The organism is Aminobacter sp. J44 (genome assembly GCF_007829415.1).
Lineage (GTDB): Bacteria > Pseudomonadota > Alphaproteobacteria > Rhizobiales > Rhizobiaceae > Aerobium.
On sequence record NZ_VLJG01000060.1, the window covers coordinates 1 to 13,411 of the forward strand.

Sequence of the window (13,411 nt, forward strand, 5' to 3'; positions counted from 1 at the left end):
AATGAGGAAAGGCCGCATGAAGCCTTGTCGATGAAGGTGCCAGCCGAGCTCTACGCCCCCTCGCCGCGTCCCTATCTGGGGCTGCCGGAAATCGACTATCCCTTCCATGACCGCGACGCCATCGTCACCCATTGCGGCCGGCTTTGCCTTCACCGCAAGAAGATCAACATCTCCACCGTGCTGGCTGGACAGAAGCTGGGAATTAAGGAAGTCGATGACGGCATTTGGCTCGTCAGCTTCCTGCGCTATGATCTTGGATATATCGACTTGGAACAGAGGACACTGCAAACAATCGACAACCCGTTTGGCACGAGGTTGTCACCCATGTCTTAGGGACAAACTGTTACCTATGTCTCCGGGTCGGACAGATTCGCCGTGGCGGAGGGAGAGGACTCATCCTCTAACTCTCTGATAAGCCATGGCGAATCGCCCACAACTCCCGCCCATTTCCAAGCATTTCCTCGTATGCGCAGATTTACCCGAGTGCAACGAAAGACAGGTGATTTCTACCAATAGACTCCGTGTCGACGGAATTTGGGCGGCAAGAACGAGGGTAGCCGTGGTTTATAAGACATGCCCGTGATTGTCGGATACTGCGGTGTTGCCAGGGCGGTGAGTTCACGCAGCCTGGCGATCCGGCTTTCTGTGCTTGGATGCGTTCGCAAGAGGGACGGCTCGGGAATGCGTCGGCCGGGGAGAAAAATTTCTTCCCAGAACCTTCCGACACGGCGTTCGAGTTTGCTCAGCGCTCTCATGAGACCCTCCGGGTCGCCGGTCAGCTCCGCCGCCGCGCGATCTGCGTCATACTCGCGGGTGCGCGACAGGCCGAGCTGCACGAGCGCCATCAAGGTGGGCGCGAAGATGAGAAGCGCCACGATATGCCACGGAACATAGACCGCGCCCGCGAAAATAAGAGGTAGGTTGAGGAGCAGCAGGAATTGTCCAAGCCAACTCGCGATGGAAACCAACCGTGACAGCATATCGGCCAATCCCATGATCCACAGGTCGCGGTTCGCGATGTGGCCAACTTCGTGAGCCAGGACCCCGACGAGTTCGCGACCGTCGAGGAGTTGAAGCAGTCCATCGGTGACGCAGATTGTACTGTCTTCCGGACTGCCCATCGCGAAGGCGTTCGGCAACGGGCTCGATACGCGATAGAGCTTCGGCGCGCGCGGCAAATCGGCACGTCGCGCAAGTTCCGCTATTCCTGCGACAAGGCCGGGCGCATCACGTCCCGTTATGCGCTCCGCCTGATATGCGGACAGCAAGAAGTCTTGCGGCAGATTGGGGACAAAAATCAGACCCGCAACCATTCCGAAGGCAAGCAGCAGCCCCACCTCCGCGCCGACGACCGCTGTCATGGACACCCAGGCGATCATCGCCATAAGGCCAAGCAAGAGCGCGGATTGGACGAGATTGATAAATCGATGCCTCGTCGAGACAGCGGGCATTTCCGGCTCCTATCGCGGTTCGCCGAGTGTGATCTTGAGGCTCTTGCGCTGATCGCCGCGCCGGATGTGCAGTTCAACCTGATCCCCGGGGCGATGCGCTTCCAGCGCCGCGATCAGGTCAGCCGCTTCATCAACTCCAATCGCTCCAAGGCCGATTATCCGGTCGCCGGCTACAATGAACCCATCGCCGCTAATGCGGGCGGGCACCAGTCCCGCGCGGGCAGCGGGGCCGTCAGGATCGACTCCGAGGACCAGGACGCCGGAGGAGCCATCCTGCGCGAGCATCGCGTCGACCCTGGGATCGAATAAGATGCCGAGTCGTGGTGGTGCATAGCTGCCGCGAGCGATGAGCTGTGGCACCACCCGGTTGACCGTATCGACGGGAACCGCAAAGCCGATTCCCGCACTGCCGCCGGATGGACTGAAAATGGCCGTATTGACGCCGATCAGACGCCCCGCGCTGTCGATCAGAGGGCCACCGGAGTTTCCGGGGTTGATTGCCGCGTCCGTCTGGATCAGGCCCCGTATCGGGAGACCGTTTTCGCCCGGTAATTCGCGGCCAAGGGCCGAGACAATTCCGGTCGTCATCGTCCAGTCGAGGCCGAACGGATTGCCGATGGCGAACACGCTTTGACCGACACGCAACTCTTTGCTGGTGCCGATGGGGATCGGCGGTGGCCGGTCAGAACCTACGCCGATATGCAGGACTGCCAGATCGTGCTCGGGGGCGCGCCCCACCAGGCGCGCGGAGAAGGCACGGCCATCAGCCAGCCTGACGACTGCCCGGCTCGCGCCGGCGATAACATGGTTGTTCGTTACCACATGGCCGAGTTCGTCCCAGACGAATCCTGAACCGTTCCCGCGCGGAACGTCATAGGCGTTCCGGGTCCAGGGATCCACTACACGCTCGGCCGTCGTGATGAAGACGACACTGTCTCGAGCGGCATTGAAAACCGTGATGGTGCTTTGTTCGAACGCCGCCAAGTCGCCGCGCGGAGCGACGGCGCGCGGTTCGGCAAACCGACCCAGCACAACGCTCTGAATGATAGGAAAGCTCTGCCACACAATTATGATAAGGAGCGCGGCAGAGGTTGCTGAAACAAGTCGAATGAAAAAGGTTCGGTTCATTGACCGCCATCCGCATTTTCAGTAGGGAGCTGTTCGCGCCGGTCCTGATCGCGCACCAGCCAGTGGACAGCGCCGAGCGCCAGCGCCGCGCCGGCAAGGGCGGCGATTTTGGCCGGCTCCGTCTCGCCCAGATCGAGGATTATGAATTTGCGCGCGATGGCGAGGAGCGCGATCAGCGCGATCGTGCGGACCTGGACGATCCCGAAGCTGCGTTCGGTCGCAACAAGAAGGGAGCGCTTGAACTCGAGCGCGATCACCACGGTGAAGATCATGCCGAACACCACCTGGAAGGTGGTGTAATCGAGCGTGTCGAATGCCCCCAGAACCAGGCGGTTCACGACTTCGCGCATCAGCGCCCAGACCGATGCCACGACGATCGCCGCAATGATCACGCTGAGGACGAAGATGACAACTTGCTCGAACTTCTCGTAGAGCGTCATCGCCGACCATTGTTCACGGGTCAGCCCGGATCGTTGCAAGTCCTTCATGATTTCCCCTCGAAGGCCGCCCCGGAGAGACAAGCTCCCCGGGGCTTCGCCAGACGGTGCAATATCGCACGGAGCGGAGGAAACGCCGCAAACCGGCGACCCCCAATGTGACAAATCAGCCGTTCTTGACCTCGATGCGCTTGACCTTCGCCTGCGCCTCGGGTGTCTGGGGCAGCTTGATCGTCAGAACCCCGTTCTTGAAGGATGCCTGCGCCTTTTCGCCATCCACACCGGGAGGGAGCGGAATTGTCCGGTAGATTGCGCCGTAGCTGCGCTCGGACAGGTAATACCCCTTCTTCTCCTCCTGCCGCTCGATCTTCTTCTCCCCCTTCACAGTCAACATGTCATCGTTGACCGTCACCTCGATGTCCTTCATCTCCATGCCCGGCAGCTCGATCGACACTTCGATCGCGTTGTCGGTCTCGACCATGTCGGATTTGGCTTCGCCGCTGCCCCAGGGCCATTCGAACTGACCGACCCGGTTCCAGAAGTTCTCGAACACATGGTTCATTTCGCGCTGGAGCGTCGCGATCGGGTTGTCTTCGATGCTCTTGGCGTCTGGCGCGCCGTCCTTGCGCGCCCAGGGGATGAGGTCTTTGATCTGCATGATATGGTCTCCTTCGGTTTTCAGGCGCCCTTGACGGCGATCCTCTTCGGCTGTGCTTCAGGGGCTCGGGGGAGCGTCAAAGTGAGGACACCTCCACGCATCTCGGCTTCGATCCGGTCGGGGTCGAAGTCCTCGGAAAGCGTGAAGGCACGCTCGAAATCGCCCTCGCCATATTCGGCATAGGCAAGTTCGAGGTTTTCCGGCCGCACCGGGTCAACCTTGCCGCGGATCGTCAACACACGATTTTCGAGCGTGATTTCGACCGTATCGGCGGCGACCCCAGGCATTTCAAGCATCATGGAGACACCCTGATCGGTCTCGACGATATCGGTCAACGGGCGGTAGATGCGTCCGCCGCCGGTGGTCTCGGGCGCGTCGGTCGGCGTCTTTTCGGCGGCTTGCGTGATGTCGGTGCTCATCGTTCCAGCTCCTCTCAGGCTGCCTTGATCTCGATTTTCTTCGGCTTTTCTTCCTCGGGCCGGGAGATGACGATCCGCAATACGCCGTTCGTCATCCTCGCCTCGACCTTGTCATCCGAGGCCGCGAACGGCAGGCGGATAGTGCGGGAAAACTTGCCGTAACCGCGTTCGTTGCGGTGCCAGCGCGCGCCTTCGGGCACCGAGGGCGCTTTGCGTTCGCCCGAAAGCGTCAGGACGTTGTCCTTGACCGAAATCTCGATGTCGCCCGGTTCGATGCCGGGAAGCTCAGCGGTGACGGCAACGGCCTCAGGGCCTTGCCAGACATTCACCGCCGGGAACGCCGCGCGGGACGACGGCCAGAAGCCGCGGTCGAGATCGCGCATCATCGAGCGCATCAGCGCGAAGGGATCGCTGCGGCGCAGATATGTCGGATAGAGCATTGCTGGCCTCCTGCTGCTGATCGATGCCCCGAACCGGCGGCATGGTCCGAGCGGGCAACGGCGCCGGCCGGATGTCGGTTCGGAGACCGCCCATCAAGATAGGCAGTTCCATCTGTTAGGCAAGCATATATGATGCATGCATTGCACTTCGGATGGAGTGCGGTCTATCCTTTGTCTCATGCAACCGGAGGAAGGATACCCATGATCTCTTCGGACCTCGCGCTGATCGGGACGACGATCCACCGGGTCGCGCAGCTCATCCAGCAGCGGATCGACCAGGACATCCGCGACAGCGGCCTGACCCGCCTGTCCTGGATGGCGGCGGCGCATGTCGAGGATGAGCCTGGGCTGACCATCGGCGATCTGGCCGACCGGCTGGAGGTCGGCCCGGCCACAGCCGGCCAGCTCGTCGATCGCATGGTCCGGGGCGGCTGGGTCGAGCGGTCGCCCTCGCCCGACGACAGGCGGGCGCAGATCGTCACGGCAACGTCGAAGGCCCGGGCGATGCTGAAGGAACTCGCGCCGCGGCAATCGGCGCTCGAAGATGAAATCCTGCAGGATCTGTCGGCGGACGAAAGGCGCATCCTGCTGGCGCTGCTCGAGCGGATCAAGGCGCGGCTCGGGCGCTAGTGAAAGGGACAAGGGGCATGGAAAAGAAGACCGAATACAACATCTGGTACTGGGTGGTGGCTTTCATAGCCGTGCTTTTCATCCAGAACCTGATCGCCGGCTGGCAATCCGTCGCGCCGATCAGCTACAGCCAGTTCGAGAAGTATCTCGCTGACGGGAAAATTTCCTCTGTCGCGGTCGGGTCAGACACCATCACCGGCACCTTCGCCGAACCGGTCGACGGCAAGAAGCAGTTCGTGACGACCGTAGTGAATCCCGCAATCCTGGAACGGATAGACCGGTCAGGTATCGAGATCACTGGCGTTCCGCAAAACACTTTTCTCGGCACGCTGATTTCCTGGGTGGCTCCAGCGCTTGTCTTCTTCGGAATCTGGATGCTGCTGTTCCGCAAGTTCGCCGAAAAACAGGGCTTCGGCGGGTTCATGCAGGTCGGCCGCAGCAAGGCCAAAGTTTATATGGAAAAGGAAACCGGCGTCAGTTTCGCTGACGTGGCCGGCGTGGACGAGGCCAAGGCCGAGCTCGAGGAGGTCGTGGAGTTCCTCAGGAACCCCGCCGAATACGGAAAGCTGGGCGCACGTATACCCAAAGGCATATTGCTCGTAGGGCCGCCGGGCACCGGCAAGACGCTTCTCGCCCGCGCGGTGGCAGGCGAGGCCGGCGTGACCTTCTTTTCGATCTCGGGATCGGAGTTCGTCGAGATGTTCGTGGGCGTCGGTGCCGCACGGGTGCGCGACCTGTTCGAGCAGGCCCGGAAATCCGCGCCGGCGATCATCTTCATCGACGAACTCGACGCTCTCGGGCGGGCGCGCTCCTCCGGCCAGATCGCTGGCGGCCACGATGAGCGTGAGCAGACGCTGAACCAGCTTCTGACCGAGCTCGACGGCTTCGACCCTTCGGTGGGCATCGTGCTCCTGGCCGCCACCAACCGACCAGAGATCCTCGACCCCGCGCTGCTGCGTGCGGGACGCTTCGACCGGCAGGTGCTGGTGGATCGGCCGGATAAGAAGGGACGTGTGCAGATTCTCGGCGTTCACATGAAAAAGGTGAAGCTCGCCCCGGACGTCGATGCCGAGAAGGTCGCAGCGCTTACTCCCGGCTTTTCCGGGGCGGACCTCGCCAATCTCGTCAACGAGGCAGCATTGCTCGCCACGCGCCGCAAGGCGGATGCGGTGACGATGGACGACTTCAACAATGCCGTCGAGCGCATCATCGCAGGGTTGGAAAAGAAGAACCGCGTGCTCAATCCGCGCGAACGCGAGATCGTGGCGCATCACGAGATGGGGCACGCGCTGGTGGCGATGGCTCTGCCCGGCACGGATCCGGTGCACAAGGTCTCGATCATCCCGCGCGGCATCGGCGCGCTCGGCTACACCATCCAGCGCCCGACCGAGGACCGCTTCCTGATGACGCGCGAGGAGCTGGAGAACAAGATCGCCGTCCTCCTCGGCGGGCGCGCGGCCGAGAAGATCGTCTACGACCACCTCTCGACCGGGGCGGCCGACGATCTGGTCAAGGCTACCGATATCGCCCGCGCCATGGTCGCGCGGTACGGGATGGACGAAGACCTCGGGCATGTCAGCTACGACACCGATCGGCCCGGCTTTCTCGGCACCGGCGACCAGTCGTCGTGGCTGAACCGCCGCTACAGCGACGCCACTGCCGAGCGGATGGACGCGAAGGTGCGCGACATCGTGGATGGCGTGTTCAAGCGCACCCTCTCGCTTCTCGAAGCCAACCGGGCGCTGCTCGAGCAATCGGCGCAGGATCTCCTGCAACGCGAGACACTGGACGAGCCCGATCTGGTGGCAATTGGGTCCCAGGTGAAAAGAACGGAAGCGGTCGCTGCGTGACGCCGTAACTGACGCAGATGATCGGCGGACAACCCTGACTGGATAAAGAAACGGAGAGCAAAAATGGCAAATGGAACTTGCGATATTTGCGGTCGCCCGGCGACGGCGCGCGTGCGCGCCTCGGTGAACGGCAGGGTTCAGAACATGGAGCTGTGCGATCAGCACTACCGCGAAATGGCGCGCCGGTCGGGCCGAAGCGCCTCGCCGCTGGAGTCCCTGTTCGGGCGGCATTCCCTTTTTGACGAATTCTTCGGCGATAGCGGTTTCGGCGGCCTCTTTGGTGACAGCCCGTTGCGGGGCCGCACGCTTGGCTCCATGGGTGACGGCGATGAAGCTGTCGTCGACGCCACTTTCGGCGAGGGTGCGCCGCGGCGTGGATCGCGGCGCGGCGGCGGACGCACCATCGCCGACCGGCTGAGCGAACAGGGCAACAAGCTGCTGCAGGATGCCGCACAGAAGGCCGGGGAATTCGGGCGCAGCGAGGTCGATACCGAACATCTGCTTCTGGCACTGACCTCGTCCGACGTCGTCAAAACGATCCTGGAACAGTTCAAGGTCGATGTGGACGATCTGCGCCGCCAGGTCGAGAAAGAAGCGAAGCGTGGAGAGGCCAAAACATCGGGCGAAATCGGCGTCAGCCCTCGGCTCAAGGACGCGCTGAACCGGGCCTTCATCGCCTCGAACGAACTCGGCCATTCCTATGTCGGTCCCGAGCATCTGCTGATCGGCCTTGCCGAGGAGGGCGAGGGCCTGGCTGCGTCTATCCTGCGCAAGTACGGCCTCACGCCGCAGGCGCTGCGCCAGCAGGTGACCAAGGTCGTGGGCAAGGGAGCGGAGGAAGGCCGCGTGGAGGCGCCGTCCAGCACGCCCGATCTCGACCAGTTCAGCCGTGACCTGACGAAGCTCGCCCGCGAGGGCAAGCTCGATCCCGTCATCGGCCGCGCCCGCGAGATCGAGACGATGATCGAAGTGCTGGCCCGCCGCAAAAAGAACAACCCGGTGCTGATCGGCGAGCCTGGCGTGGGCAAGACCGCCATCGTCGAAGGGCTTGCACAACGGATCGTCGCGGGCGAGGTGCCCGAGGCGCTGCGCGACAAGCGGTTGGTCGAGCTCAACATCAACTCGATGGTGGCCGGGTCGAAGTATCGCGGCGAGTTCGAGGAGCGGGTGCAGAAGATCCTCAAGGAGATCACCGAGGAGAAGGACAGTCTGATCCTGTTCATCGACGAGATCCATACCATCGTTGGCGCCGGTCAGGGCGGTAGCGAAGGGGGTCTCGACATCGCCAACACCTTCAAGCCGGCGCTGGCGCGGGGCGAGCTGAACCTGATCGGCGCGACGACGCTTAACGAGTACCAGAAATACATCGAGAAGGACGCAGCACTCGAACGCCGCTTCCAGCCGGTCTATGTCGAGGAGCCTACGGTCGCTCAGGTCATCATGATCCTGCGCGGCCTGCGCGACACGCTGGAGGCGCACCACAAGGTGACGATCACCGACGAGGCCATCGTCGCGGCGGCCGAGCTTTCGGACCGCTACATCACTGGCCGCTTCATGCCTGACAAGGCTATCGATCTGATCGATCAGGCCGCCGCACGTGTGAAGATCAGCGCCACAGCGCGCCCCGTGGACGTTCAGGAACTGGAGGCCGAGGTCGCGCAGATCAAGCGCGAGCAGGACTATGCCGCAGCCCGCAAGCAATTCGACCGGGCAGCGGAATTGAAGAGGGAACTCGAGCAGAAGCAGAAGGAACTGGACGAGCTTCTGGAGATCTGGAAGCGGGACCAGGCTTCGGCGACCGCCGAGGTGCGCGCCGATCATGTCGCGCAGATCGTCTCCAAGATCACCGGCGTTCCGGTCACCGAGCTGACCACCGAGGAGAAGGAGAAGCTGCTCAAGCTCGAGGAGAAGCTGCACGAGCGCGTCATCGGCCAGGAAGAGGCCATCCGCGCCGTGGCCGATGCGGTGCGCCTGGCGCGCGCGGGCCTGCGCGAAGGACGCGGCCCGACGGCGACATTCCTGTTCCTCGGGCCGACCGGCGTTGGCAAGACGGAACTGGCCAAGACGCTCGCCGAGGTGATCTTCGGCGATCAGGACGCGATGATCCGCATCGACATGTCGGAATATGGCGAGCGCCACTCGGTTGCCCGACTGGTTGGTGCGCCTCCGGGCTATGTCGGCTACGACGAAGGCGGCCAGCTCACCGAGAAGGTGCGCCGCCGGCCTTACTCGGTCGTGCTGCTCGACGAGATCGAGAAGGCGCACCCGGATGTCTACAACATCCTGTTGCAGGTATTCGACGACGGCCGGCTGACCGACGGCAAGGGCCGCGTCGTCGACTTCACCAACACCATCATCATCGCCACGTCGAACCTCGGTTCGGACATCATCCAGCGCAACCTCAAGAAGCGCGGCACCAAGGAGTTCGACGAGGCAAAGCAGAAGTCCGAGCTGATGGAGGTGTTGCGCGGTCATTTCCGGCCAGAGTTCATCAACCGGATCGACGAGATCATCGTCTTTCATTCGCTGAACCAGTCGGAGATCCGCCAGATCGTCGAGTTGCAGCTCAACCGGGTGAAGCGGACCGCCCTTACCCAGGGTGTCGAACTCGAACTCGATGTGAGCGTCGTGGATCACTTCGGCGCGGTCGGCTTCCGTCCCGAATTCGGCGCCCGCGAGCTGCGCCGGCTGATCCGGTCGGAGTTGGAGACCGAGTTGGCTCGCGAAATGCTCTCGGGGCGGATCGAGGATGGCGACAAGGTCCGCGTCGCTTGGTCAGCGGACGAACAGAAGGTCGTGTTCGAAAAGATCGCAAGGGACACCGGTGACGACAGCCCGGACGATCAGGCCCAGGCCGGGATCGACGAGTCCAGCGAAGGTGCCGAAAACAAGGCGGACGCTCCGACGCCCGACGTCCCGGTCGACGCCAAGGGTGAGGCGCCGTCCAAGGATGACAAATCCGCCGGGTGACGTTGCGAAGGACTGGCCCGGCGCGATGACGGTCGCGCCGGGCCATTTCGTCGGAGGGTTACAGGAAGGAACCACGGCATGAAAGTCATCAGAGCATTTCGCAATCTTGACCGGCACGGGCAACAGCGCGCGCCTGAGGTCATCGAGGAAGAGGTGCGGCAACTTGAACCTCATCTTGTACGCTTCAGCGAGGATCTCGTCCGGCTCGAAGTCGTCGCCTCCCAGACGAGGGGCAAGACGCGCATCCAGGTCAGCCTGCGCCTGCAACTGCCCTCGGGCGTGATCGCGGCGCAGGAAGAGGGGTTCGAGATCGAGCCTGTCCTGCGCAAGGCCTTTGCCGACCTGCGCCAGCGGGTTGACCGGCATGTGGCGCGCCTCAAGCACGAGCCGGAGTACAAGCGTCCCGCCCGCCGGCGCCGGATCGGCGCCCCGCTGCCGCCCGCGCGGGATGCGGCGGAGGCGGAGCGGCGCCAACTCTTCTTCGACCTGATCGAGGATCATCTCGATACGGTCTACGACACCGTCAGGCGCGAGTTGACCTATCTCGAATGCAGCGGATCTGTGCCGGAGGGTTACCTCAGCGTTCGCGATCTTGTCGATGCGACGATCCTCAAGGGACTGGAAAGGTTCGAGCAGCGGCCCACCGAGTTTTCCATAGGCGACTGGCTGCTGAAACTGGCTTTCGAGACCATCGAGGCCGAGGCGCGCGCCGCGCGCCGCGCGGTGCCGGAGGACGCCGCCTCGATCGACGCGAAACCCGAGACTCCGGCCGAGGAACCCATCCAGTCGGACGAGGAGATGTTCGAGTTCTACCAGCCCGACGACGTGCTGCTGCTCGAGGAGCTCATCGCCGACGACGGCGGGGACGACCCCGAAACGGCGGTCGCGAAACGGCAGGACGGGCTGGCCCTTCACCGGGCGATCGCCGGTCTGCCGGCGCTATGGCGCAGGGTTCTGTTTCTTGTCGACCTGAACGACACCCCGCTTGAAACGGCCTCCTCGGTTCTCGGCATTCCCGAAGACGACGTGATCCGGATCGCCCAAGCGGCGCGCGATTATCTTCGCGATAAACTGCGCGACTCAGGTCAGTCTTCCGATACCGTTCATGCGCTGTTTGACAGTGCTCATCAGAAAGGGTCGCGAATTCCCCAGCCCCTGCGGGATCGCGCCCGGCTGGAACACGCTTTTCTGGGAGACAACCGAGGGGTAGCACCATGATGCGCGGTCACAATCGTCCACCCTTTCCGCCGAAGATACCCGGGACCGATATGAGGTCGTGGGACGTTCCGACGGCGATCATCTACCGGCCGGCTCGTTCCGCGATGACATCGGCGCCGCGGCCCAACGACTGGATACTGGAATTCGAACCGTCGCGCCCGCCCCAAATCGAGCCGCTGATGGGATATACCTCCAGCGACGATCCCTATCGTCCGCTCCGGCTGAAATTCCCTGACCGCGAAAGCGCGGTCGAATTCGCGGAGCGGCAGGACTGGCGCTATTTCGTGCGTGAGGACACAGCTCACCGGCATGCGCCTGCCCGCTGGCGGGGAGAGGAGCGGCATCGCCTCTACAAGGGAGCCGACGCCCCGGACGCCTTTCGCATACCGTCCCGCCTGGATCGGGGTCGCACGGATCACCGCCTCCGGCGCGCGGTCGAGGAGAAAGGCACGGTGGACCTGTCGTCGCAAGAACAGGCCGAATTCGATCCGGTGCTCGAAGCCTCGCTCGAATCCTTCCCGGCCTCCGATCCGCCGGCCTGGACGGGCGTGACGATAGCCGGGAAAGAACAATGAACGGAATGGCCAGCGCGAGCGAGGATCTGCGGCTTGTTTCCCTATCTTGACAGCGTCGCGCGCCGCTACCCGCCCGTCATCGTATGGGCGGTCATCGGCATGAACGTCGTCGCGTTTCTCTATCAGACCAGCCTGCCGCCGCGCGTGCTGGACTGGTTCCTGTTCGAGTTCGCGCTGGTGCCCTCGCGCTTCTTCGGACAGCTGAGCCTCGTCGCCCCGTCCGACTGGACCCCATTCCTGACTAATATCTTCCTGCACGGGGGCTGGCTGCACCTCATCTTGAACATGTGGACGCTCTGGATCTTCGGCCCCGCCGTCGAAGATCGGCTCGGACCGGGTAGATTCACGTTGTTCTATCTGTTCTGTGGTGTTGCGGCCGGACTGGCTCACGCGCTGGCGAACCCGGACTCGGTCGTTCCCGCGCTTGGCGCGTCGGGGGCGATCGCGGGCGTGATCGGTTGCTACGCACGCATGTTTCCGGCGGCTCGGCTGGTGGTGATCGTGCCGATTCTGTTCATTCCGCTGTTCTTCGAAGTGCGCGCGTTCATTTTCGCAATGATCTGGTTCTTCATGCAGGTCATTCCCGGCTTTCTGTCGCTCGGCGGCGATCAGGCCACGGGCGGGATCGCTTGGTGGGCGCATATCGGCGGGTTTCTCGCCGGTTGGCTCGTAACGCCACTCCTGCGAAGGCGCGCCGACGCCTATCGCCACTATTATCGCGACGAGGGCATCTATGGCTTTCTGCCGGATGGTCGAAGGGAAGGAGGACAAGGTCCATGGACATAATGCAGCTGTTCTGGCTGTTCTTCATCATTTCGGCGCTGCAGCCGGTTCTGCAGCGCAGATATCTTGAGGCGATGCGCACTCGCAAGATCGCCAACATCGAGAAGAAGCGCGGTAGTCGCGTCATTCTGCTGATTCATCGACAGGAGACCATGAACCTGCTGGGTTTCCCCCTGATGCGCTACATCGACGTCAATGACTCGGAGGAAGTGCTGCGCGCGATCCAGATGACCGACGACGAAGTGCCGCTCGACATCGTGCTGCACACACCGGGCGGCCTTGTGCTGGCGGCAACACAGATTGCCCGCGCCATTCAGGGACACAAGGGCAAGGTCACAGTGTTCGTGCCACATTACGCGATGTCCGGTGGCACGCTGATCGCACTCGCTGCCGACGAGATCGTGATGTGCGAACACTCCGTGCTGGGACCCGTCGATCCGCAACTTGGCCAGTTGCCTGCAGCCTCGCTCATCAAGGTCGTCGAGGAGAAACCCATCGCCGAGATCGACGACCAGACCCTGATCATGGCCGATGTCGGTCGCAAGGCCATTGCGCAGATCGAGGCATTCGCGAAACGTCTGCTGTCCGACAAGATGGACGAGAACCGCGCAGCGTCCGTGGCGGCGAAGCTGGCGACGGGCACCTGGACCCACGACTATCCCATCTCTACCGACGAGGCCCGCGACATGGGCCTGCCCGTTGGAACGGACATGCCCAAGGAAATACTGGAGCTGATGACGCTCTATCCGCAGCCGGTTCGGCGCCAGGGCGGTGGCGTGGAATACCTGCCCGAGCCGCGGCAACGAGAGGCGCGCCGCGCCATGTCCACGCGCTGAATGCTTGCATCAGCCG

At 62.9% G+C, this 13,411-nt stretch carries 13 protein-coding genes and 1 pseudogene; 8 read left to right on the forward strand and 6 right to left on the reverse strand.

Annotated elements, in window-relative coordinates; translation table 11 throughout:
* Window positions 1-333, forward strand: a pseudogene (locus L610_RS17310) (IS481 family transposase); the annotation flags it as partial.
* 173 nt (window positions 334-506) lie between these two features.
* Here L610_RS17310 and L610_RS17315 read toward each other — a convergent pair.
* The 6 genes from L610_RS17315 to L610_RS17340 form a co-directional block, all read right to left on the reverse strand.
* Window positions 507-1,451 (reverse strand): zinc metalloprotease HtpX, encoded by a 945-nt coding sequence (locus L610_RS17315; protein ID WP_144706583.1) that lies wholly within the window; start codon window positions 1,449-1,451, stop codon window positions 507-509.
* 9 nt (window positions 1,452-1,460) lie between these two features.
* Window positions 1,461-2,579, reverse strand: coding sequence for a S1C family serine protease (locus L610_RS17320; protein ID WP_144706586.1), 1,119 nt, complete (start codon window positions 2,577-2,579; stop codon window positions 1,461-1,463).
* Complete coding sequence (locus L610_RS17325; protein ID WP_024849880.1) at window positions 2,576-3,067, reverse strand: phosphate-starvation-inducible PsiE family protein; 492 nt, start codon at window positions 3,065-3,067, stop codon at window positions 2,576-2,578. The genes L610_RS17320 and L610_RS17325 overlap by 4 nt, the downstream gene beginning before the upstream one ends.
* Window positions 3,068-3,182: 115 nt before the next feature.
* Window positions 3,183-3,674, reverse strand: a complete 492-nt coding sequence (locus tag L610_RS17330) for an Hsp20/alpha crystallin family protein (RefSeq protein ID WP_024849879.1) — start codon at window positions 3,672-3,674, stop codon at window positions 3,183-3,185.
* A 20-nt stretch (window positions 3,675-3,694) separates the two neighbouring features.
* Window positions 3,695-4,093, reverse strand: coding sequence for an Hsp20/alpha crystallin family protein (locus L610_RS17335; RefSeq protein WP_024849878.1), 399 nt, complete (start codon window positions 4,091-4,093; stop codon window positions 3,695-3,697).
* Window positions 4,094-4,107: 14 nt separating this feature from the next.
* Window positions 4,108-4,533: an Hsp20/alpha crystallin family protein gene (locus L610_RS17340; protein ID WP_024849877.1), complete on the reverse strand. Its 426-nt coding sequence runs from the start codon at window positions 4,531-4,533 to the stop codon at window positions 4,108-4,110.
* Between the two features lie 201 nt (window positions 4,534-4,734).
* Here L610_RS17340 and L610_RS17345 point away from each other — a divergent pair, with 201 nt between their 5' ends.
* The 7 genes from L610_RS17345 (at window position 4,735) to L610_RS17375 (ending at window position 13,395) form a co-directional block, all read left to right on the forward strand.
* Complete coding sequence (locus tag L610_RS17345) at window positions 4,735-5,163, forward strand: MarR family winged helix-turn-helix transcriptional regulator (protein WP_024849876.1); 429 nt, start codon at window positions 4,735-4,737, stop codon at window positions 5,161-5,163.
* Between the two features lie 17 nt (window positions 5,164-5,180).
* Complete coding sequence (gene ftsH, locus L610_RS17350) at window positions 5,181-7,013, forward strand: ATP-dependent zinc metalloprotease FtsH (protein ID WP_144706587.1); 1,833 nt, start codon at window positions 5,181-5,183, stop codon at window positions 7,011-7,013.
* 63 nt (window positions 7,014-7,076) lie between these two features.
* Complete coding sequence (locus tag L610_RS17355; protein WP_144706589.1) at window positions 7,077-9,983, forward strand: ATP-dependent Clp protease ATP-binding subunit; 2,907 nt, start codon at window positions 7,077-7,079, stop codon at window positions 9,981-9,983.
* A gap of 78 nt (window positions 9,984-10,061) precedes the next feature.
* The gene (locus L610_RS17360) at window positions 10,062-11,201 is read left to right on the forward strand and encodes an RNA polymerase sigma factor (RefSeq protein WP_144706591.1); all 1,140 of its coding nucleotides are present in this window, start codon (window positions 10,062-10,064) and stop codon (window positions 11,199-11,201) included.
* On the forward strand, window positions 11,198-11,776 hold the full coding sequence (locus tag L610_RS17365) for an NADH dehydrogenase ubiquinone Fe-S protein 4 (RefSeq protein ID WP_246659047.1): 579 nt from the start codon (window positions 11,198-11,200) through the stop codon (window positions 11,774-11,776). Before L610_RS17360 ends, L610_RS17365 begins: the two co-directional genes overlap by 4 nt.
* 33 nt (window positions 11,777-11,809) lie before the next feature.
* On the forward strand, window positions 11,810-12,562 hold the full coding sequence (locus tag L610_RS17370; RefSeq protein WP_144706593.1) for a rhomboid family intramembrane serine protease: 753 nt from the start codon (window positions 11,810-11,812) through the stop codon (window positions 12,560-12,562).
* Entirely contained in the window at window positions 12,553-13,395 is an 843-nt protein-coding gene (locus L610_RS17375) for an ATP-dependent Clp protease proteolytic subunit (protein WP_144706595.1), read from the forward strand. Before L610_RS17370 ends, L610_RS17375 begins: the two co-directional genes overlap by 10 nt.
* Window positions 13,396-13,411 lie beyond the last annotated feature (16 nt).